Source organism: Candidatus Pantoea deserta, from assembly GCF_003813865.1.
Classification (GTDB): domain Bacteria; phylum Pseudomonadota; class Gammaproteobacteria; order Enterobacterales; family Enterobacteriaceae; genus Pantoea; species Pantoea deserta.
In genome coordinates this window covers 37,598-59,013 of sequence record NZ_RMVG01000025.1, presented here as the reverse complement: position 1 = coordinate 59,013, position 21,416 = coordinate 37,598, and the positions used below count along the sequence as shown (strand labels likewise).

Below are 21,416 nucleotides of genomic sequence, written 5' to 3'. Positions count from 1 at the left end.
AGAGAAGGGGAGAAGGAGGCGCTAAAAAAAAAAAATAGAAAAACGGCGCGGGGGGCCCACCGCCGGGGGGTATTTTTTGTGGGGGGGGGGGGAGATAATTGGAGGCGCGCCGTGAGGCACGCGCCCTGCAGGGGGGGTTTAATTACCGAAAAAAAACCCCGCCACTACGGCTATATCGCCCCAGGCGATATAAATCCAGCCCAGCGCAATCAGAATCAGCAGCGATGGCAAAATGAAAAGCAGACCGGCAATGATTCCGCCCCAGGTTTTATGCATCAGCCAGCCGATGTACGTTGCCAGCTGCTGCGCCTCCGGACCGGGCAACACCATGCAGAAATTCAGCGCATGGAGGAATCGCTGCTCCGATATCCAGCGCCGGTTTTCCACCAGTTCCTGATGCATAATGGAAATCTGACCGGCTGGCCCCCCAAAGCTGATAAAACCCAGCTTCAGCCAGAAAAGGAAAGCTTCCCTGAAGGAAACGGAGGACGGTTTTGCGCTGTCTTCAGTCTGGGGGAGTGCGACCATCTTGCTCATTGCCGGACCTCATTTCAAAAGACGTCAGTAAGCCGTCAAACAGCGTACATGCTGTTGCCAGCAGTTTGTCATCGTCCGTAATGCTTTCACGCAGCCCTGCCAGAATGCTTTCTACGCCAGCGGCGTCCGGGGGCTGTACGCCGCCGACGTCCAGATAGTGAACCAGCAGCCCCAGGTCGTCGGGTATCTTCTGCTCTAGCCCGAAGCGTCTGACCAGCACCTCAAAGGTGACCAGGTTATCGACATGGCTGAACATAGCGCCGTCAAAGTCAAAGCTCACCGCATCTGACGGAGAGGCGCCCACGTTGTCAAGCCAGAGGAAACGCGCGTCGCCGTCAATGAAACGCCGGATAAGCCAGGCGCTGGCAAGCCGGTCTATCCAGGGGCGGCGTCGCGTCGCCCAGACGCGATTCTGATAAGCATCTCGACTGAGTCGCGTCAGCGCACCTGGCGTGGCATGCGGTTCGCCTGGGGAAATAAGCTGCTTTATCTCCAGTTCCAGCGAGGCAAGTGCCGAAGCCGTCTGTTGTCGGGCTTCGCCTGGGAAAAAATCAATCTCTCCGAGTCTGTCGAATTCCCTTTGCAATTTACGCAGCTGCTTTAGTTGCCCTGGCAGACCTTCAGCCTTCATTGCACTTCTGAATACACTGAGGTTTCTTAAAATTTCCCCGTATTGATCTGAACGATCGAACAGTGGACGAAACGAATCACCCTCAGAAACCTCAGCAGTAAAGACATAAGCTGCTCCGCCTTCATTCCTGATGTTGCGGCACATTGTCAGGAAGGTTTTATACCCTTCCTCTACGTCAGGCAGCAGATAAACGCCATCGCGCAGGGTGCCGGCGCCACTATTTTTCAGGGTTCGCCAGACGCGCATGCGTAGCGTGGACTGAGCAGTAGTGAGCGTAAGGATTAAAATGTGTATTTTCATTATGTAGAGGTTACTACATTGTGTAATAAACGCTACAAATAATTTCTGATGGTGACAGTTGTCGCTTGATAAGGTTTTTGCGTGCGAGCCGGAAAAAGGGGGAGGGGAAAGCAGGACGGCGTGCCTGACTAACCTTTGGCCAGCCAGGCGCCGTAAAACCATTTCTCTCTGGCATTAAGGTTTTCAGGCGAGCCGGAAGCGAGTGCTCTGTTTCCTTGCAGCGGTAGGGAGAAGCTTGCGCCGGTTCTGAACTTTCTTGCGCGCGCGTCCGCATCCATGTTGAGGTAAAGAGTGAAATCACTTGCTTATATGAGTTAATGAGCTTCGATATTGCTGACGTCCGCTCCTGGCACAAAGCGGACATTAGTATCGACAACCTGATGGCCCCTTCGGCTCCCGGGCGCTGCCGGGTCGCAAGCCCTGATGCGTTTGCCGGCAAAGCCGGTGAGCTGCGCCGGACCGCAGTGAGCGCGTCTGGACTCGCCGGCTGGGTTCTAGGTGCTGCAAGCTAAGCGTGCTGGCGCTTAAGCGACTGCTGTCGCGCGTCGAATCAATAGAGTTCCCGTAGCGGGATTCATACATCTGATAGCCCCAGAAAAAGGGATGTCGAAAAGGGAAGTTGACAGTTTACAGGCATCATCTTAACCAAACCTTAACTAATAAGATATTTAGACACAATTTTAAAATTAAAATAATCCTTTTTAAGAATACTCCGCGTTGTTCGTACCGCTTCGCTGGTCGTACCTTGAAACGCTGAAATACCAAAACAGGAGGAGAATGAAAGACCATACAGAATTACCAGGACTGGCAACTACTGACACCTGGGAAGACGTAATGGTGTCCCTGATCGCTACCGGGCATATGGGAAGGAGAAAGATGAATGGGTTTTTATTGCAGGTATTGTCACGGGCGTTTAACGCGGAATGAATTTTTCTTATTCAATAACAGTTGCATGTTGTGCGAGGAATACAAACATGTAGCCAGGGATGAACGTCAGTTGCTGGTCAAATCTCCGCTATATGCCTTGCGTGCGCTGAGCTTCTATTCCAGACGTGTGCGGAACCGAGTTACAGGCTATCTCCGTAACATCAATATTGTCTGACCTGATCAGAGTATATGGTTACCATGGGCGATTAATTATCATTTGAAGCACAAATTATGCTTAAAAAGCAGAGCAGCCTTACGCTCGAGGTCTGCTGTGGGCAAAAAGCGGACGTAGGAGTATAACCATTTAAGCGGCTGTGCTGTAATCTGGCTAGTTAGCATCACCATTTAAAAGATAATTCCCTTATTCTAACCTGATGAGCATTATGAAAAGGGCGGTGGCATGATAACAGCAGAGGAATGCACAGCGTAGGGAGATGGGCACGAAGGAATAGACAGGAAGGCCGGACTCAGCAAAATGCGTCTTTTACCGAGTGTCCGGCAATAGCTGTAAAAATTTCTTTTAAATACAGACACAAAAAACCTTTCTGTTTCCAGTATGCAACGTATAAAAGTCTCATCATTACCTTAGAAGTAATTTTTTGAGAGAAAAATCAAAAAAGAAGACAAGCAGGTAATCTCGCCGCTACCGTTCAAAGAAATTCTTTCGGGAGATGGTGTACCGGCCGCACTTTTTCGTGATTGACTGGCTCTGAATAATGAATGCAGCACTTAATACAGGGTTTGACTTTTTTAAAGTTCAATCTTGCAACAGACAAGGCCTGATTCAGAGTATGGAATGCCCCAATGAACATGAGGTCTTCTTTTGCTGGTAAGCGCCTGCATGATTTTCGATGTAAATAGTGATAACTATCCTGGTCGGTACTCACTGTCAAGTAATAATAATTTCCTTTGCTCATTTTATTTTCCTGATAATGGGGTTTACATGTATGTGTTTCTCTTATTTATAAAGAGTAATTGATGAACTGGCAGAGCCAAAGTTACCGATGTGAAACCGAACAGACAAATTACTTAAAGATCTATAAAACCTTAAATAAACAACATGAAAGTTATACTTGCAATATTGAACTATGTAAATCGTTGTAACATATACTTTTGATAATTTGTAATAAATGAAGACAAACATCCCTCGAGCACAAATAAGAAAACCCCTAAATAAATCGAAAACAGTGCCAGCAATAATATGCAATAATGATTTTTCATGCTATTCAATAACGGCACTGAGAATGCGTTAAATTTATTTTAAAAATGTTTATGGCAGGCGGGGGAAGTAAATTACCAGGTGAAATATTTCTATAAAATTAACCATATAAGTTAAATGAAGGTGATGTTACAGACCATCGCTAAGTAACATAATTTTTGAAGGGTCAGAGCCATCATTATTATATATTTACCAGCAGGAAATAATCGCGGGCATGGCAGGCAAGGTAGGTTTTATCTATAAGGGTAGGTTTTATCTATAGAAAACGGACATTACCAGAAGGTGAGCGGCCTTGCAGGATAGTAAACTCTGGAGATGGCGCACCGGTCCACGCCTTTGTATTTTGTTTCTGGGTGGCACTGTCTCAGATTCTCTTTTTTACCTTCAACTCCTGTTCATGCTTTTTTATGCCACAACTGCTTCTCCGGGCTTCAGTAACGGAAGGCGGTTAACATCAGACATCTAATGCTTCCTTTTGATTTCCCGCCTTAGCCGGCTCGGCAGTCCGATTCGGCTCGCCGACAACATCGGCTGGCTCAGAAGAATGCACGCGGGTTTCGGACCTGCAGGGCAGGGAGAGAGTAATCTCTGACGCCGCTTTGGGCACAAAGGAGTCATACGTGATGGCAAGGAGTGCTATGAGCGAAAAGCTGACGTTTCGCTCATTACAATGGCATATTTCCATTATTTTGGACATAACATCCTGACCACGCAACGGAAGTGCGTGGACATACAGTCGTCAGGGTTGCGCGTTCTGGTAAAGATCCCAGCGGTTGCCGTAGATGTCCTCAAACACCACCACCATCCCGTACTCCTCCTCCCGCGGTTCCTGGCAGAAGTAAACGCCCTTCGCCTTCATGGCGTTATAGTCGCGCCAGAAGTCGTCGGTCTGAAGGAACAGGAATACCCGTCCGCCGCACTGGTTGCCGATAAATCCCTCCTGCCGCTCGTTTGAAGCGCGAGCCAGGAGAAGATTACAGTCGCTTTCCGGGTTCGGCGTCACCACAACCCAGCGCTTGCCCGGCTGCGGCGTGTCCTCAACCAGGGTAAAGCCCAGCCTGTCGGTGTAGTACTCAATTGCGCGGTCGTAGTCATCAACCACGATGGCCACATATCCCATACATCGCTTTTGCGTTCTCATTTCTGCTCCGTCAGGTTTTCATTCAGGCACAGCTGCCCATTCACTTTCTTTTAACATGAAAGTGCGTAGTGATGTTTGCTTCTGACACAAAGCGAACTATGTGCAAAACAGTGTCAGCTCTGAGCGAGAAGCGGGCATTCCGGGTCAGAATACTAAGAAGCTGAACACAGGTCTGCTGAAGAGGCTCTGGTATCCTCCAACATTCCTCGTCTGCTCATATACCTTATAGGCGTCCCGACAGGTCGGAATTTCAGCCCGACTTAGCAAAACGGCAGAGCTGGCAGGCTCTGCCGTACCGTCAGGGGCGGTGTTCTGAGTCTGTGGCTGGAGCCAATGGCAAGGCTGCATCTACAACCGGCCCTGACTTGTGATGATTTACTGCATATGAATATCTGTATCCGTAAGTTCGATCCATCTTTAATAGTATTCAGACAACCCCTGATGGGTTTGAAATGCGTATCCGCCAGCCCTTGTCCGCACCCTGCTCCATTACCTGCGTGGCGATACCGTGCTCAACGTGTTGAGTGCCGTCATCTGAAGTCGTCGTCAGCGACCAGTTAATGAGAGCGAGAACGAGATCACCCGCAGAGATGAGAGTACGTATCTGGTTCCTGATAACCGGCCGTGATGCTGTGAGCGTGAATAAAGCCATCCGTAGTGCTTCAGGATTACTTTCAATGACAGCACCATCAGCCATTTTCATGGTGGCGCGGTTACTGAAAACGGACATTAAGTTATCAATGTTTCCCGCGTTAAATGCTTCATCAAAGGCGGCGATGGTTTCACCAGGGGAGCGATAAACCGCGGCACTCTTTTCAATCGATGCAGCAAAGGCAGATATGCTACTGGCAATCTCACCGGGTGATTCAAGTGGTGAAAGGTGTCCCGTACCGGGAATAATATACATCGCTGCGTGAGGAATACGGGGTAGCAACTCTCTTTGCAAAGTTTCCGGGGTATCGACCCGGTCCAGCTCTCCTGAGATGACTCTTACCGGAACATTAATGGAGGCGACTTCCCGGGTGATGTCTTCGCTGATTGCTACACCGGGCCAGCCTGCTTTGGCCCCTTCTGACGCTCTTAAACTGTCCTCGATGACCTGCTCTCGAAGCGCGGGGCTAAGCGGCCGCGCCGTCAGGACATTGTCGATGACAAACCCGACTGATTCGCGGTTGTTATATGCGCTGGATAATCTGTCGCGTTCCTCTGAAGAAAGCAGCATAGGGGAAGGTGGGGAGGGCGCAATGAGAACCAGACCCTCAAGCCCTTCGGGCCGGCGCGATGCCATTAATTGGGCAACTTTCCCCCCCATTGAATGGCCAACCAGAATGTAGCGTTTAAGCTCAAGTGCTGAAACAACGCCTTCAGCATCCCTTGCAAGGTCTTCAATCCTGTATCCGGATTCGGGGGCGTCTGACAAGCCCCAGCCACGATGATCGATGGCAACCGTGCGGTAGTGGTCTGGTAACTGACCCGTCACGCTCTCCCATGTACGGGATGAGCCGCCATAATAGTGCAAAAATACCAGCGCAAGTTCACCGCTGCCCTGTAGCTGTACATTGATACCCGTATTGTTCACATTAATTTTCATCGTTTCACACCTCCTGAGGAATGAAAACAATGTTAATTACAGTCTCAATTAATGATAATCCGTGAAATAATATCTATAGCCGATACTCAAATTATCGAATGGTAGGATTTAATGGACAGATTTATCAGCATGCAGATTTTTATCGCGGCAGTGGAAGAGGGGAGTTTTGCGGCGGCTGCAAGACGTTTTAAGCTTTCAGCGGCAATGGCAGGAAAACATGTCAGTGCTATTGAATCCGATTTAAATGCCCGGCTTATTCAGCGTTCAACACGCCGTCTGAGCCTGACGGATGTGGGGCAGCGATATTATGAACGTTGCAAAGTTATTCTTGAGGCTGTGGAAGATGCGAACAGAGAAGCGAGTGATGTTCAGGCAACACCGCGCGGGTTACTTCGCATTGCTGCGCCGGTTGCTTTCGGTGCAATGCATCTTGGTGCGATCGTGTCACGCTATCTGGAACTATTTCCGGAGGTCAGTCTGGATGTTGTGCTTGAAGACAAATACGCAGACCTGCTTGAAAATCGAATTGATGTTGCCATCAGGGTTGGGCGTCTTGACGATCCGTCGCTGGTTACCCGGCGGCTGGCGCCCTGCAAGATGGTTTTGTGTGCATCACCAGAGTATCTGAAAAAACACGGCACGCCAGAGACGCCGGAAGATATTTCCCGCGCGCCGCGTCTGGCGTTCAGCCAGGCGGTTTCAGCGGGAGACTGGACAATTTACGACCCTGAGGGCAGCTTGCACCGTATCGAAAGTGCATGCCGAATCACGTCCAATAATATTCAGTTGCTTCTGGAATCCGCCCTGGCCGGAACAGGCATAGTATATGGTCCCAGTTTTGTTTTTTGTGAGTATATAAAACAGGACAGACTGATTGAGCTGCTGCCAGCGTACAAGACAACGGAACTTACCATTCAGGCAGTGTATCCCAGTGCGATCCGCATTCCTTTCAAAGTTCGCAGTTTTGTAGATTTTATTGCTGAAGCTTTAAGAAATACACAGCTGTAAAGAGAGAAGAAATGACATATACATTAAGTAATGTTCGCTATTGGCACAAAGCGGACTTCCGTAAGGAACAAAGTCCGCTATGAGTGAAAAGCGGACACACTGTCAACATCATGTATTGGATAAATGCATCAAAACACGCAGGTTTCATCTAAATTCAAACCGAGGTCTGCACCTGGATCTACGTTTTAATCACAATCAGACAAACCCGTCTTAAATTTCGCAACGGATAAAGTCCACACGTTAATCTGAAAAGTGCAGCCAGTATGCATGAATCTATTACATTACTCGATATTTAAAAAATTCTGTCCCGGGCAGGATAAATTATAGCGATACAATGTCCTCGTAAAGCTTCCTGTCGAGAGTAATGCCTTCTGTCACAGAAACCTTTCGGTTAGTAAAACGACGCTGTGAAGGAAGCCTTGCCCCCTGATCAGTAATGGCTGTAAAGATACTTTCCGCCTTTTGCTGCGCGTCTTTCGGCGTCTCGCCCATAAATTTTAGCTGGTCCATGGCAATAACAAGTTCTCCGCCCATTGGTGAAGAGCCCGTGCCAGCATCAAACGCAAGCGACTCCGGGCTGGTAAAGTCATTGATAAGCGCCCCTGCGAGTAATTCAACCATGGTAGCCAGCGCTGAGCCTTTATAACCGCCAAACGTCAGCATAGCTCCTTCCATCACGGCTGCCGGGTCTGTGCTCGGCTGTCCTTCTTTATCGATGCCCAGCCCCGGCGACAGGGTTTTACTGTCTCTGCGGTGAAGTTCAAGATCACCACGCGCTATGGCGCTTGTGGCAAAATCAAACACATACGGGTCACCATCCACTCGTGGCCACCCAAAGGCTATCGGGTTGGTTCCAAATAGCGGACGGGTACCTCCGGCAGGCGCTACCCAGGCATGGCTGGGCGTCATGGCCAGCGCCACGAGTCCTCGATCAGTGAATTTTTCAACGTCATACCACATTGCTGAAAAGTGTACACAGCGGTTGATGACCATTGCCGCGATGCCCTGCTGCTTCACCATTTCGGTAAAGCTGTCCGCCGCCTTCTCCAGCGCAAGGAGAGAATAGCCCTGATCGGCATCCACTTTCAGAAGAGCTGGCGCAACACGCGTGATAAGCGGTTCGGCAACCGGGTTCACTTTTCCGGCGCGCAGCGTCTTCACGCATACGAGAAGCCGGTAGAGGCCATGCGATTTGCACCCGTCACGCTCGCAGGCAACGAGCGTGTCTGTGACCGCAGAAGCCAGCTCTTTGCTGAAACCGGCTTTAGTCAGAGTGTTATGTGAAAGGTTGCGCGCCTGCGCCAGGCTAAGGTGAATGTTTTCTTGCATCGTAACTGACTCCTTGGTCGATGGATCGTCGGGATTTGATCTGCACCACATTAATGAACTCAGGGACACTCTAGGCTAAATTTACATTGGATCCAATATCCATAACCTATAGTTTCAAGAGAAAGGCATGACAGGTCTGGCAGAGCAGCGGGTCAGGGCGCACCTGCAGCAGGCAGGTATTAACGACATCCGTGAGCTTATTTACGATCCCGGTTTTGATTTGTTGTTCCGTGAAGAAACGGCGTCAGATCTTCAGGGACATGAGACAGGTACGGTAACCAGCACCGGCGCAGTGTCCGTTGATACTGGTGTTTTTACTGGCCGCTCGCCCAGGGATAAATACATTGTCCGGGACAATCTGACGCGTGAAACCGTGTGATGGAGCGACACGCCGGGCGCACGCAATGACAATCACCCTCTTTCAGAGCAACACTGGGTATCGCTGAAAGACACGGTGACGTAGCGACTTTCTGCACAGCGACTCTTTGTAATAGACGCCAGGTGTGGGGCCAATGAGGACAGCCGGATCGGTGTCAGATTCGTGACCGAGGTCGCCTGGCAGGCCCACTTCGTTAAAAATATGTTTATTGCTCTGATGGCAGAAGAGAAGGAGATTTTTGAACCGGAATTCACCGTCCTGAACGGGGCAAAATGCACAAACCCGCACTGGCGCGAGCAGGGGCTGAACTCAGAAAACTTTATAACCTTTAATCTCACTGAAAAAATACAGCTCATCGGCGGGACCTGGTACGGCGGTGAAATGAAAAAGGGTATGTTTTCAGTGATGAATTATCTGCTGCCGCTGAAAGGTATTGCTTCCATGCACTGTTCGGCCAACGTTGGGGAAAAAGGTGACGTGGCCATATTTTTCGGATTGTCCGGTACGGGGAAGACCACGCTTTCAACCGATCCGTCCCGACGTCTGATTGGTGATGATGAGCACGGCTGGGATGAGAAGGGTGTGTTTAACTTTGAAGGGGGATGCTATGCCAAAACTATCGGACTTTCTGAAGAGTCTGAACCCGACATCTGGCGCGCCATCCGCCGCAATGCGCTGCTGGAAAACGTTGTCATTCGCACGGACGGCACGCCGGATTATAATGACGGCAGCAAAACGGAAAATACACGCGTGTCCTACCCGCTGCACCACATCCCAAACATCGTTACGCCAGTGTCCCGCGCGGGTCACGCCCGTAAAATCATCTTCCTGACCGCAGACGCATTCGGTGTGCTGCCGCCGGTTTCCCGGCTGACGCGTGACCAGGCGATGTACCACTTCCTGTCAGGGTTTACCGCCAGGCTTGCCGGAACGGAGCGCGGCATAACCCAACCCACGCCAACATTTTCCGCCTGCTTTGGTGCCGCGTTTCTGACCCTGCACCCGACAACCTATGCCCGGGTACTGGCCGAACGCATGGAGACGGCCGGGGCTGAGGCCTGGCTGGTCAATACCGGATGGAACGGGGCGGGAAAACGCATTTCGCTGAAGGATACGCGGTCCATCATCAATGCCATACTTGACGATACGCTGAACTCACAGGACGTCATTACCCTGCCGGTATTTAACCTTTCGTTGCCGGTCAGCGTGCCGGGCGTGGATGAGGCACTTCTCGACCCACGTAACAGCTGGAGAAGCGAGCTGGAATGGCAGGCAGAGGCAGAATCTCTGGCCGGACTTTTTCGCAAAAATTTTGTCAGATATACCGATACACCGGCAGGTGCCGCTCTCGAAGCCGCAGGCCCCCAGGGTTAATGCGCTGGCCTCAGCCCGCTCCGGCGGGTTAAGGCTTCAGTCAGTCGTTCCCATCACAGAAATCACCTCCTGAACCAGCAATGATGCCAGGGACTTATTGGCAGACTGCTGGCTTGCGAAAACAACAACGTCCAGGGCGGGCATAGCTGGCAGCCGTGAAGACCTGAGCACCGTAAGATGTTCCGGCACGCTGCAGCGGGTCAGTACCGCAACCGCCATACCACTCTCTACTGCTGCAATCTGGCCGGCAATGTAGGGACTGCTGTAAACCACCCGGTAACCGCTTTCCAGCGCATCGAGCGCCTGCAAAACCTTTTTACGCGCCTCGCTGCCGTATTCATACATAGCAACCGGAAGGGGAGACCTGTCCAGGAGATTACAGGTTTCACTGCCGGTCCAGACCAGCGGCTCGCTAAAAAGAAAATGTCCCCGGTCCGGTCTGTCTCGCGTCACGACAGCTACGTCCAGTTCGCCGGATTCGATCTTCGGAATCAGTGAAAGTGAGGGCTCGCAGATAAGCGAGATCTCAATGAACGGATATTTTTCAGAAAACGAGCGCAGCAGACCGGGCAGGTATTGCTTAACAAAATCATCCGGTAATCCCAGGCTGAGCGTCCCCCTGACGTCGGAACCGATAAGAGACTGCATTGCTTCAGAGTATACGCCAAGAATTTTCTGGGCATGATGCAACAGTTCTTTACCCGCGGGCGTGAGCGACAGCCGACGTATATCGCGGTTAAAGACTTTTCTTCCCAGCGTCTCCTCAATATTTTTGATGTGCATGCTGATGGCCGACTGCGACCTGTAAAGCAGCTCCGTGGCCTGCGTCATTGACCCCGTGTGGGCAACCGTAACGAATGTCTTGAGCCAGCTGATTTCCAGATTGCGGTCTTTCATATCGAGCATCACCTATCAGTATTTCGAATAGGCAGGCAGTGTAACATTCATTTTATAGGATTGCCGTGCACTGTTAGGCTGTCATGGAGGTGACTTATGCAAAACGTTAAGCAATATCTTTCAGTTCAGACCTGTACCCTGCTGTTTGCCCTGTCTGCACTCATCAGCGAACGTGTATCTGCTGACATCATGACCATTGTTTTTGGAAGAGGGCTTTTTGCCATGCTGTTGCTGACCGGCGTGATGGCCTTCAGGCACGGGCTGCCCTGGAAAAACATGCGGGCGGGCGACCTTAGTCGGCTGGTGATGAATGGCGCGCTTCTGGGCCTTCACTGGTTCTGCTTTTTCATGGGCGTCCGCGAAGGCGGAGTAGCTATCGGCACACTGGGTTTTGCCTGCTTTCCGGCTTTCGTCATGCTTCTTGAAGCCCTTTTTTACCGGGAGAAGCTCAGCTTTACAGATATGACCGTGATAACGCTTATTGTCGCGGGCCTGCTGATACTCTCTCCCGGGCTGGTCAGTGCCGGCGGCGTGTCTTCGGGTATGATCTGGGGCCTGGCGGGTGGCCTGTCCTACGCGGTTATCGTTATGGTTAACCGTCACGTCAGGACGGCGGCATCCTCTCTGCAGGCGTCCTGGGCGCAGTGCCTCGGTTGCATGCTGATTGCCCTTCCAGCCGGTGCGCCGGGCCTTTTAAAAACTCCGGGCTCTGAACTCTGGTTAATCATCATTCTGGGCGTGGTATGCACAGGGCTGGCTTATACGCTGCTCACTTACGGACTGCGGCAACTGCAAGCCAAGACCGCAGCCGTCGTGATCGCCATGGAACCGGTATATGTGATTGCGCTTGCATGGCTTCTGCTTTCACAGACACCGGATGTGCGAACGTTACTTGGCGCAGGTCTCATTACCTGTGCTGCGTTCATATCATCCCGGGCTCAGTCGCATACTGCTGAAGCCTGAGACCGATCCGGCTCACAAAATTAATTATCCATAAGCAAAAAGTATTGTCGCGACCAGAAAGACCGATACAGAATCGGACATTGGATCCAGTATACAAAAATAAGATTTTTAATCCGGACCGGAAGTAAGGTGCTTGCAGATGAAGAAAATCACAGTTGTTGGGGCAGGGATTATTGGTCTTTCTGTCGCGTATTACCTTCACAAAGAAGGAGCGGAAGTTACCGTTGTAGATCGTCAGCCCGAAGGAGATAAAACCTCATTCGGTAATGCAGGCGGCATTGCCGTCACAGAGGTTATTCCGGCCGCAGTTCCTGGCATATTCATGAAGGTTCCCGGATGGATGCTGGATCCGCTTGGTCCGCTGGCAGTGCGGCCTGCACATGCTTTAAAACTGCTGCCATGGCTGCTGCGTTTTTACAGATCGGGCAAGAAAGACGAATTCATGCGCATTTACCGGTCGCTATCGGTGCTGAACTCTCGCGTCTATAACGACCTGCTACCTATGCTGGAAGATACCGGGCTCATGAAGGAGCTGCACAGGGACGGTGCATTAACGGTTTATGAGACTGAGGCAGGCTATAACGCTGAAAAACATGAGTGGGAACTGCGTGAGCAGGCTGGCATTCGCGTACAGCATATGACCGGCGATGAGGCGCGCGCGCTTGAACCTGCGCTGAGCAGTAAGGTCACGCATGCGGTGTTTACGCCCCAGTGGTCACACATCAACGATCCCAAAGTCATCGTGGATGAACTGCGCGGCTGGCTGATTAAGCAGGGCGTGAACGTCATTAAGGGCGATGTAGGCGAAATTCAGACGGCCGGCGCGGGACAGCAGCAGGTTAAAATGAAGGACGGTCGCACCCATTTTGCCGATGATATTGTCATTGCCGCTGGCGTATGGTCCCGTAAGCTGGCCGAGATGCTCGGCGAAAAGAGCCTGGTTGAAAGTGAGCGTGGCTATAACACCACGATACAGGACTCCGGCGTTCAGCTTTCCCGTGAAGTCATTTTTGCAGAGCGGAAATTTGTGGCTACCCCGCTGAGCTGTGGCCTGCGTATTGGCGGTGCAGCAGAGTTTGGTGGCATAAATGACAAGCCGAACTATAAACGCGCCTCCTCACTGGCAAAACTGGCAGAAATTTATCTCCCCACGCTGAAAAAAACGGAAGGGATCCACTGGGCTGGCCATCGCCCCAGCACGCCTGACAGCCTGCCGGTCATCAGTCGTTCATCCCTGCACTCACATGTTTATTACGCCTTTGGCCATGGTCATCTGGGGCTGACCCAGTCGGCAACCACGGGCAGGCTGATTGCTGACTTAATTTACTCCCGACCGGATTCTCTGGACTACACCCCCTACTCCATCAAGCGTTTTAACTGAGCGAGATAAGACCATGGCAAGAAATACCTTTTTCTGTGTGGACGCCCACACCTGTGGAAACCCGGTACGCGTTGTGGCGGGCGGGGCTCCTTTTATGCCGAATGTATCGATGTCTGAGAAGCGTGAGATTTTTACACGCGAGCATGACTGGGTGCGCAAGGCGCTGATGTTTGAGCCTCGCGGTCACGACGTGATGTCAGGCACCATTCTCTATCCTTCTTCGCGTCCGGACTGCGATGTGGGCGTTCTTTTCATAGAGGTCAGCGGATGTCTGCCTATGTGCGGACACGGAACCATCGGCACGGTGACAGCCGCTATAGAGGAAGGACTGGTCGTTCCTGCTCAGGAAGGAAAGCTGGCCATCGAGGCACCGGCGGGCAAAATAGAAGTGGAATACACCCGACTCGGACAGTACGTGGAAGAGGTCCGGCTGTTTAATGTGGCAAGCTATCTTCATGCTGAAAACATTGAAATTGACGTTCCGGGACTCGGGCCGCTTACCGTAGATTTATCGTACGGCGGTAACTATTACGTCATTATTGAGCCACAGAAAAACTGGCCCGGGCTTGAGTCCATGTCAGCCAGCGAAATTGTCAGGCTGAGCCCGATTATCCGCCGGCTGGTTCAGGATACCGTAAGGCCCGAGCATCCTGAAGATCCGCGCATTAAGGGTGTGAGCCACGTGATGTGGACGGACAAACCCAAAAATGCCACGGCCAGCTCACGTAACGCCGTATTTTATGGTGACAAGGCAATAGATCGTTCTCCCTGCGGAACCGGCTCATCAGCTCGCATGGCGCAGCTGGCTGCGAAAGGTCAGCTGGCAGTGGGCGATACGTTTATCCATGAAAGTATTATTGGTACGCTCTTTAACTGCCGCATTGAGGGTGAGACCAAAGTGGGGTATCACAAAGCTATCCTGCCAAGCGTTGCTGGCTGGGCCAGGGTGACCGGACATAACACCATCATTGTAGACGATCGCGATCCTCTCGCTCACGGATTCCAGCTCGTATGATTTTCAGGGCCATCCTGCCGGATGGCCCTTCTGTACTGAGGTTATTTTGCCGAACTTATCCCCCGCCATGAACTTCCGCGCATTTATCCGACTGCTGGAAAAACAGGGCGACCTTGTCAGGATTAACGTGCCCGTAGACCCGGATCTTGAGGCTGGTGCCATTACCCGCCGCGTTTATGAAACCCGCCAGTCTGCCCCGCTTTTTGAATCCCTGCTTAATTCAAACGGCTTTCGTATTCTGGGCGCACCTGCAGGCATGCGCAGCGTACCCGGGCGGGAATATTCCCGCGTTGCAGCACATTTTGGTCTGCCTGAAACCGCAACGCCTCGCGAAATTCTGGAAAAAATCACCAGGGCATCATGTGCCACTCCCCTGGATCCGGTTTGCCTGCCGACCGGCCCCTGTAAGGAAAATATCCGTAAAGGCGCGGACGTAGACCTTACGCTGTTTCCCGTCCCCCGGCTTCATGCCGAAGACGGCGGAAAATATTTTGGCACATACGGTATGCACGTTGTGCAGTCACCGGACGGCCAGTGGGACAGCTGGTCAGTTGGCAGGCTGATGCTGCGGAATAAGAATACCCTGGTGGGTCCTGCCATGCCGCAGCAGCACGTTGGCATGATCCGTGATATGTGGGCCAGACAAGGCCTCAATACGCCATGGGCAATGGCGCTTGGTGTACCTCCTGCCGCGCTTGCTGTTGCCGGCATGCCGCTTCCGGCGGGGGTTAGCGAGCCGGGCTATGTGGGTGCGCTGACTGGCACGCCCGTTGAGGTCGTAAGATGTGAAACATCGGGGCTGTACGTGCCGGCCAGTGCAGAAATTATTGTGGAAGGCGAGATAAGCTTTGATGAAAAGGCACCAGAAGGCCCGATGGGGGAATACCATGGATACAGTTTTCCGGAAGGTAAATCGCAGCCTGTGTTTCACGTCCATGCGGTTACGTGGCGTAATCAGGCCATTCTGCCGGTATGTGTAGCCGGCCTGCCGCCTGAAGAGAACCATACCATCTGGGGAACCATGATGTCAGCTCAGGCGCTTTCGCTGATGAAGGAAAACGCGATGCCTGTCGATATGGCATGGTGCTCTTATGAAGCTGCATCGTGCTGGATCGTATTCTCAATTGATACGCAGAAACTGGCGAAAATGAAAACAACGGCGGAAGCGTTCAGTCATCAGATTGCGCACATATTTTTCCGCTCGCATGTAGGCTGGCTGATCCCGAAAGTTATTTTGGTCGGTAACGATATTGATATTACACGTATCGATCAGGTCGTATGGGCGATGGCAACCCGCAGCCATCCTGAACGGGATTACTTTACCTATCCCTCTTTGCCCGGGATCCCGCTTGTCCCTTACCTTAACCCGGAAGAAAAGCAGCAGGGAGAGAGTGTAAAAAGCATTGTAAGCTGCCTGTTCCCGGAAGAGTTTCAGGGCTCACACCGCGCCAGACCCGCATCCTTTAGCCACTCTTACCCGGCCAGCGTACAGTCATGCGTGACAGAAAACTGGTCTGCATATGGATTCAGCGACCGGTAATGACATGAGGGTCAGTCATGGCCCTTTTTCAATACGCTGAGCAGATTTTTACCCGCCGTCTGGATATGTTCACGCATTTTTTCGACCCCGCGTTCAACTTCCCCTTTTATAGCCAGCTGCAGCAGCTCTTTATGATCGCGCTCCGCCTCTTCCAGAGCTTCAGTCAGCAGCAGCTGCAGGCGTATGTACCGATCGGTCTGCACATTGATGCCCTGAATAATCTGCAGGGTCTGAACACGTTCAGCGGGCACATATAAAGAGCGGTGAAACTCCCAGTTAAGCTTGCCCCAGAGCTTGATGTCTTTGCGATGATAGGCGTCTTCCAGCTGGCCGAGCACATCTTGGGCCGTACTGATATGAGCCGAATTCATACGGGGGATGGCGTGGGCAAAAATTTCGCACTCCAGGAGAGCGCGAAGTTCAAAGAGCTCGCTTATCTGATCAACAGGAATGGAGTTAACAAATGCGCCCTTATGCATTCTGGTCACAACCAGTCCGGACGCTTCCAGCTGACGTATGGCTTCACGAACCGGCATCCGGCTGACCTCATACTCTGCGGCGATGGTTTCCTGAACGAGCGCTTCCCCTTCTTTGAACTCTCCATTAAGAATACGTTCGCGCAGGGATTCAGCGAGCGCTTCTGGCAGGCTGAGTCTGTTCAGCTTATAGCTGGGTTTAAGAAGTTGTTTAGTTGTCATTGCTGTTTTTGGATCCAAGAGAACGAGTGAATAAATTACCGCAACCTGCGGACGCACGCTACCTCATCCTACCTTGTCAAATTACCCTGTCAAAGGCGTACTTTCATAAGAATTTTCTATTCGTAAGAGGCTGATCACAGGTCTGACATTGTAAATTCTTATATGCAGTTTTGTTAAGGATTTATGATGGACACGCATATTGTGCATATGTATATTGGATCCAGTTGGTCACAATATGAACTTTGGAGAGGTAGGAAATGGCTATTTGGAAAGGTGTTTTCCCGGCAGTTACTACGAAGATGACGCAGGACAGTCAGCTTGATATTCCGGCGCTGAAGAGCAGCATTGAGCGTCTTATCGAAAACGGCGTATCTGGCGTGATTGTGCTGCCAATGCTGGGTGAGAACGCTTCCCTGAATATGCAGGAGCGTGAAGCCGTGATCCGTGCGGCTGTGGAAACGGCAAACGGCCGCGTGCCGGTACTTTCTGGTCTGGCTGAAACCACACTTGAGAACGCGCAGAAAAATGCCAAAGCGTATCAGTCTTTTGGTGCGTCGGGCCTGATGGTCTTCCCGAGTCTGGGTTACAAAACCGATCCGCGTGAAACGGCGGAATGGTACAAGGGCATCGCCAGCGCCACCTCCCTGCCTGTCATGATTTACAACAACCCCATTGCATACGGTGTCGATGTCACCGTCGATGTTCTGAAAGAACTGATCGATACGCCTGAGATCGTCTGTATTAAAGAAGAAACCGGCGATATTCGCCGCGTCACTGACATGTATATCGAATTTGGCGATCGCTTCAGCATTTTCTGTGGCGTGGATGACCTGATCGTTGAGAGTTCTGCGCTGGGCGTTACCGGATGGGTTTCCGGTATGACAAACGTATGGCCAGCAGAGTGCGTGAAAATCTTCAACCTGTGCGCGCAGGAAAAATTTGCCGAAGCACGCGAGATCTATCGCATCGTGACGCCTTCTTTCCATCTCGACACGCACGTCAAGCTGGTTCAGTACATCAAGCTGGCAGAACATCTGGTTTACGGAGCACCAGAGTGGACGCGCGCGCCGCGTCTGCCGCTCGTAGGCGCTGAGCGCGAATACGTAGAAAAAACGGTTAAAAAAGCCATTGATGATTTAGCGAACTACCAGGGCTGACCTGCTGGTCATGAGCCTGAGAGGCAGCAGATAAGGCTGCCTCACCCGGAGAGCACATCTGACCGGTGTGCTCCCGCCAGTTTAAGGTCAGAGTACAAGAGGTAAATATGACTCAGATTTCAGGAAACCTGTTTATCGGACAGACAGAGAAGCAGGGTACCAACGGCAAAGTTTATGCACTTGACGCCGTCACCGGTGATCAGATTGAGCCTGCTTTCGGCGGGGCTACCAAAGACGATCTGGACCATGCCTGCGCCCTTGCAGCCAGCGCGTTCCCTGTTTACCGTAACGTCACGCCAGAGAAGCGTGCAGCTTTCCTTGAGCGCATTGCACAGAATATCGCTGACCTGGGTGATACCCTTGTTGAACGCTGTATGCTGGAAACCGGCCTGCCAAAGGCCCGTGTTCAGGGCGAACGCGGCCGCACCATGGGGCAGCTGAAGCTTTTCGCTGGCGTTCTGCGCAGTGGTGAGTACCTGGGCGCCCGCATCGATCCGGCTCAACCGGAGCGTGAACCCCTTCCACGTGTCGATCTGCGTCTTCAGCATATCGGGCTGGGCCCGGTCGCTGTGTTCGGAGCCTCTAATTTTCCACTGGCGTTCTCTGTGGCTGGCGGCGATACCGCATCCGCGCTTGCTGCAGGCTGTCCCGTCATTGTCAAAGCACACTCCGCGCATCCGGGAACCTCAGAGCTGGTCGCGCGTGCCGTTCAGCAGGCCGTAAAAGACTGTGACCTGCCGGAAGGCGTGTTCTCACTTCTGTTTGACAGTGACCGCAGTATCGGTCAGGGACTGGTGGCCGATCCGCGCGTCAAGGCCGTGGGCTTTACTGGCTCCCGTACTGGCGGTATGGCACTGGTAAAAATTGCCAATGCCCGTAAAGAGCCTGTCCCGGTTTATGCCGAAATGAGCTCAATTAATCCTGTAATCCTGTTCCCGAATGCCCTCAAAACCCGCGCGGAAGAGATAGCAGCAGGTTTTGTACCGGCGCTTAACATGGGAGCCGGTCAGTTCTGTACCAATCCGGGACTGATTTTTGCCGTGAAAAGCCCGGATCTTATCCGCTTCGCTGAAACGACTGCCGCTATCATCAGAGACACGCAGCCGGCTAATATGCTGACGCCCGGTATTCACAAAGCCTACGTGGAGCGTCTTCGCGAACTTAAAGACCATCCGAAAGTAACGACGGTGGCACAGGGACCGGAGTCCGGCAGGTTTACGTCCCGCGTGTCACTGTTCGCTGTTTCTGCGGAAGACTTTATGGCCCATCCTGAGCTGCATGAAGAGGCCTTTGGTGCGGCGTCACTTCTTGTAAAATGCGATTCACTGCAGCAGCTGCAGGAAGCCGTTTCGCACCTGGAAGGGCAGCTGACTGCCGCCGTTCATTTTACGCAGGAAGACTACCCGGACGTCAGCGCGCTGCTGCCTCTGCTGGAAACCAGGGCAGGACGCCTTATTGCAAACGGCTTTGGCACTGGCGTGGAAGTCACGCATGCCATGGTCCATGGCGGGCCGTTTCCGGCCACCTCTGACAGCCGCACCACGTCAGTAGGCAGCCTTGCCATTCATCGCTTCCTGCGTCCGGTATCCTATCAGGGCCTTCCTGAAGCGCTTCTTCCGCCGGCACTCCAGCAAAGTAACCCTCTAAATATTCCGGTCAGTTTTGGCTGATTAAAAGAGTGAGGGGGATCCCCCCTCACTTATTAAATCCCCCGTCAGGTTGACTTTATTTTTTATAAGGTCGGGGCGCTGTCATCTGCAAAAAATATAAAAACAAATCAACCGTCTTTAAGACAAGAGGCAATATGGCTGAAATACATTCATCTCAAGGCAGTGGAAAAACTCTCCATGCCGGGTTGTCCACACGCCAGGTCACCATGATCTCCATCGCGGGCATTATTGGGGCAGGGTTATTTATCGGGTCGTCAAAAGCCATTGCGACGGCCGGACCCGCGATCCTTATATCCTACGCATTCACGGGGCTGCTGGTTCTGGTGGTCATGCGTATGCTCGGCGAAATGGCTGTCAGCCAGCCTGATACCGGGTCTTTCTCGACGTATGCCGATCGCGCGATCGGACGCTGGGCAGGCTTTTCCATCGGCTGGCTTTACTGGTGGTACTGGGTTCTCGTTATTCCGGTAGAGGCTATTGCCGGCGCGGATATACTGAGCACGTGGTTCCCGACCGTTCCTGCCTGGCTGTTCTCGTCTGGCATTGTATTCCTGCTGACGTTTACCAACCTGTTCAGCGTGAAAAATTTCGGTGAATTCGAATTCTGGTTTTCTATCGTCAAGGTCGTCGCAATTATCGGCTTTATTGTGCTCGGTGCCCTGGCGGTAACCGGTAAGTTGCCCACGGCTGACATCAGCGGCGTCGAGAAGCTCTGGGCCTTCAACGGGTTTATGCCTAACGGCTTTGGTGCAGTGATCGGTGGCGTGCTTGTGACCGTCTTTTCCTTCTTTGGCGCTGAAATCGTCAGCATCGCGGCGGCGGAGTCACGTAATCCTGAAGAACAAATCGCCCGCGCTACCCGCCTTGTGGTTTATCGCATCGCTCTTTTCTACATCCTGTCGATTTTTCTGGTCGTCGCCATCGTCCCCTGGAACGATCCGCGACTGATGGAAGTAGGTTCTTTTCAGCGTGCACTTGAGATCATGCATATTCCCGGCGCGAAGTTTGTGGTGGATGTTGTGGTTCTCATCGCTGTATGCAGCTGTATGAACTCAGGCCTGTATACCTCATCCCGCATGCTGTTTGCGCTCGGACGTCGGGGTGATGCGCCAGCTGCAACCTGTACCACATCAGAGGCCGGCGTTCCCCGCGTCGCGGTCATCAGCTCGACTGTTGCTGGCTTCCTGGGCTGCCTTGCAAACTACTTTTTCCCCGGCCAGGTATTCAGCATTCTGCTTTCAACCACTGGTGCATTCGGACTGGTGCTTTATCTGGTCATCGCCTTCACCCAGCTACGCATGCGCCGTCAGATGAACCTGCGCGGTGAGGTGCCAAAGCTGAAGATGTGGCTTTATCCCTACCTGACCTGGTTCACCATCATCGTTATCGCCGGGATCCTCGGGTACATGTTTGTCTCCGCTACCTATCGTTATGAAGCTCTGATGACCGCAGGCGTGACGCTGTTTGTGCTGATTGCCAGCCTGATTGTGACCAATAAACGGAAAGCAGGCGTCACGGAAAGACGCGTAAATAAAGCGCATTAACAGACTGTAATTTTTGCTGAAAGGTAGTCCTGCAATGGATAGCAAGTGAGCCAGTCACTTGATGTTTCCCGGAGTGATTTGGCAGTTAACTTTTGATGTTTAATGATCAGGGTTG

At 52.1% G+C, this 21,416-nt stretch carries 15 protein-coding genes and 2 pseudogenes; 10 read left to right on the top strand and 7 right to left on the bottom strand.

What is annotated here, in order from left to right:
• Positions 1 to 144: 144 nt before the first annotated feature.
• Positions 145 to 537: pseudogene (locus BBB56_RS21475) on the bottom strand (chromate transporter); the annotation flags it as partial.
• Positions 506 to 1,630: a chromate resistance protein ChrB domain-containing protein gene (locus tag BBB56_RS21470; RefSeq protein ID WP_305036980.1), complete on the bottom strand. Its 1,125-nt coding sequence runs from the start codon at positions 1,628 to 1,630 to the stop codon at positions 506 to 508. The pseudogene BBB56_RS21475 and the gene BBB56_RS21470, both read right to left, overlap by 32 nt.
• Positions 1,631 to 2,245: 615 nt before the next feature.
• Between BBB56_RS21470 and BBB56_RS23550 the strand changes: the two genes are divergently transcribed.
• Entirely contained in the window at positions 2,246 to 2,395 is a 150-nt protein-coding gene (locus BBB56_RS23550) for a hypothetical protein (protein WP_158673955.1), read from the top strand.
• A 1,958-nt stretch (positions 2,396 to 4,353) separates the two neighbouring features.
• On the opposite strand, the gene BBB56_RS21460 is transcribed toward BBB56_RS23550, so the two are convergent.
• Both BBB56_RS21460 and BBB56_RS21455 read right to left on the bottom strand, forming a co-directional pair.
• A complete protein-coding gene (locus BBB56_RS21460; protein ID WP_123802952.1) occupies positions 4,354 to 4,755 on the bottom strand; it encodes a VOC family protein in 402 nt (133 codons plus the stop codon).
• Positions 4,756 to 5,182: 427 nt separating this feature from the next.
• Positions 5,183 to 6,346 carry an alpha/beta fold hydrolase gene (locus BBB56_RS21455; protein ID WP_123802951.1) on the bottom strand — a complete coding sequence of 388 codons (1,164 nt, stop codon included), beginning with the start codon at positions 6,344 to 6,346 and terminating at the stop codon, positions 5,183 to 5,185.
• A gap of 111 nt (positions 6,347 to 6,457) precedes the next feature.
• Between BBB56_RS21455 and BBB56_RS21450 the strand changes: the two genes are divergently transcribed.
• Entirely contained in the window at positions 6,458 to 7,354 is an 897-nt protein-coding gene (locus BBB56_RS21450) for a LysR family transcriptional regulator (protein WP_233593085.1), read from the top strand.
• A 321-nt stretch (positions 7,355 to 7,675) separates the two neighbouring features.
• Here BBB56_RS21450 and BBB56_RS21445 read toward each other — a convergent pair whose 3' ends face one another.
• Entirely contained in the window at positions 7,676 to 8,683 is a 1,008-nt protein-coding gene (locus BBB56_RS21445) for an Ldh family oxidoreductase (protein WP_123802950.1), read from the bottom strand.
• 127 nt (positions 8,684 to 8,810) lie between these two features.
• On the opposite strand from BBB56_RS21445, the pseudogene pckA reads away from it, so the two are divergent.
• A pseudogene (gene pckA / locus BBB56_RS21440) lies at positions 8,811 to 10,436 on the top strand (phosphoenolpyruvate carboxykinase (ATP)).
• Between the two features lie 36 nt (positions 10,437 to 10,472).
• Here pckA and BBB56_RS21435 read toward each other — a convergent pair.
• Complete coding sequence (locus tag BBB56_RS21435) at positions 10,473 to 11,342, bottom strand: LysR family transcriptional regulator (protein WP_233593084.1); 870 nt, start codon at positions 11,340 to 11,342, stop codon at positions 10,473 to 10,475.
• Positions 11,343 to 11,429: 87 nt separating this feature from the next.
• Here BBB56_RS21435 and BBB56_RS21430 point away from each other — a divergent pair, with 87 nt between their 5' ends.
• From BBB56_RS21430 to BBB56_RS21415, 4 genes are all read left to right on the top strand, one after another.
• Positions 11,430 to 12,296 carry a DMT family transporter gene (locus BBB56_RS21430; protein WP_123802949.1) on the top strand — a complete coding sequence of 289 codons (867 nt, stop codon included), beginning with the start codon at positions 11,430 to 11,432 and terminating at the stop codon, positions 12,294 to 12,296.
• Positions 12,297 to 12,435: 139 nt separating this feature from the next.
• Positions 12,436 to 13,677 carry an NAD(P)/FAD-dependent oxidoreductase gene (locus BBB56_RS21425; RefSeq protein WP_123802948.1) on the top strand — a complete coding sequence of 414 codons (1,242 nt, stop codon included), beginning with the start codon at positions 12,436 to 12,438 and terminating at the stop codon, positions 13,675 to 13,677.
• Positions 13,678 to 13,690: 13 nt separating this feature from the next.
• Positions 13,691 to 14,692 carry a 4-hydroxyproline epimerase gene (locus BBB56_RS21420; protein WP_123802947.1) on the top strand — a complete coding sequence of 334 codons (1,002 nt, stop codon included), beginning with the start codon at positions 13,691 to 13,693 and terminating at the stop codon, positions 14,690 to 14,692.
• 46 nt (positions 14,693 to 14,738) lie between these two features.
• On the top strand, positions 14,739 to 16,232 hold the full coding sequence (locus BBB56_RS21415; RefSeq protein WP_305036979.1) for a UbiD family decarboxylase: 1,494 nt from the start codon (positions 14,739 to 14,741) through the stop codon (positions 16,230 to 16,232).
• A gap of 11 nt (positions 16,233 to 16,243) precedes the next feature.
• Here the strand turns inward: BBB56_RS21415 and BBB56_RS21410 are convergent, their stop codons facing one another.
• On the bottom strand, positions 16,244 to 16,987 hold the full coding sequence (locus BBB56_RS21410) for a GntR family transcriptional regulator (protein ID WP_199756284.1): 744 nt from the start codon (positions 16,985 to 16,987) through the stop codon (positions 16,244 to 16,246).
• A gap of 200 nt (positions 16,988 to 17,187) precedes the next feature.
• Here BBB56_RS21410 and BBB56_RS21405 point away from each other — a divergent pair, with 200 nt between their 5' ends.
• From BBB56_RS21405 to BBB56_RS21395, 3 genes are all read left to right on the top strand, one after another.
• On the top strand, positions 17,188 to 18,087 hold the full coding sequence (locus BBB56_RS21405; protein ID WP_123802945.1) for a dihydrodipicolinate synthase family protein: 900 nt from the start codon (positions 17,188 to 17,190) through the stop codon (positions 18,085 to 18,087).
• A gap of 107 nt (positions 18,088 to 18,194) precedes the next feature.
• Positions 18,195 to 19,757 (top strand): aldehyde dehydrogenase (NADP(+)), encoded by a 1,563-nt coding sequence (locus BBB56_RS21400; protein WP_123802944.1) that lies wholly within the window; start codon positions 18,195 to 18,197, stop codon positions 19,755 to 19,757.
• Positions 19,758 to 19,891: 134 nt separating this feature from the next.
• Complete coding sequence (locus BBB56_RS21395; RefSeq protein ID WP_123802943.1) at positions 19,892 to 21,301, top strand: amino acid permease; 1,410 nt, start codon at positions 19,892 to 19,894, stop codon at positions 21,299 to 21,301.
• Positions 21,302 to 21,416 lie beyond the last annotated feature (115 nt).

What these genes read in the sequence shown, in the direction of transcription:
- BBB56_RS21450 (WP_233593085.1), top strand. Translation starts at nt 6,458, where the DNA reads ATGGACAGATTTATCAGCATGCAGATTTTTATCGCGGCAGTGGAAGAG.
- BBB56_RS21455 (WP_123802951.1), bottom strand. Translation starts at nt 6,346, where the DNA reads ATGAAAATTAATGTGAACAATACGGGTATCAATGTACAGCTACAGGGC.
- BBB56_RS21430 (WP_123802949.1), top strand. Translation starts at nt 11,430, where the DNA reads ATGCAAAACGTTAAGCAATATCTTTCAGTTCAGACCTGTACCCTGCTG.
- BBB56_RS21420 (WP_123802947.1), top strand. Translation starts at nt 13,691, where the DNA reads ATGGCAAGAAATACCTTTTTCTGTGTGGACGCCCACACCTGTGGAAAC.
- BBB56_RS21425 (WP_123802948.1), top strand. Translation starts at nt 12,436, where the DNA reads ATGAAGAAAATCACAGTTGTTGGGGCAGGGATTATTGGTCTTTCTGTC.
- BBB56_RS21470 (WP_305036980.1), bottom strand. Translation starts at nt 1,630, where the DNA reads ATGGTTTTACGGCGCCTGGCTGGCCAAAGGTTAGTCAGGCACGCCGTC.
- BBB56_RS21405 (WP_123802945.1), top strand. Translation starts at nt 17,188, where the DNA reads ATGGCTATTTGGAAAGGTGTTTTCCCGGCAGTTACTACGAAGATGACG.
- BBB56_RS21460 (WP_123802952.1), bottom strand. Translation starts at nt 4,755, where the DNA reads ATGAGAACGCAAAAGCGATGTATGGGATATGTGGCCATCGTGGTTGAT.
- BBB56_RS21435 (WP_233593084.1), bottom strand. Translation starts at nt 11,342, where the DNA reads ATGCTCGATATGAAAGACCGCAATCTGGAAATCAGCTGGCTCAAGACA.
- BBB56_RS23550 (WP_158673955.1), top strand. Translation starts at nt 2,246, where the DNA reads ATGAAAGACCATACAGAATTACCAGGACTGGCAACTACTGACACCTGG.
- BBB56_RS21395 (WP_123802943.1), top strand. Translation starts at nt 19,892, where the DNA reads ATGGCTGAAATACATTCATCTCAAGGCAGTGGAAAAACTCTCCATGCC.
- BBB56_RS21400 (WP_123802944.1), top strand. Translation starts at nt 18,195, where the DNA reads ATGACTCAGATTTCAGGAAACCTGTTTATCGGACAGACAGAGAAGCAG.
- BBB56_RS21445 (WP_123802950.1), bottom strand. Translation starts at nt 8,683, where the DNA reads ATGCAAGAAAACATTCACCTTAGCCTGGCGCAGGCGCGCAACCTTTCA.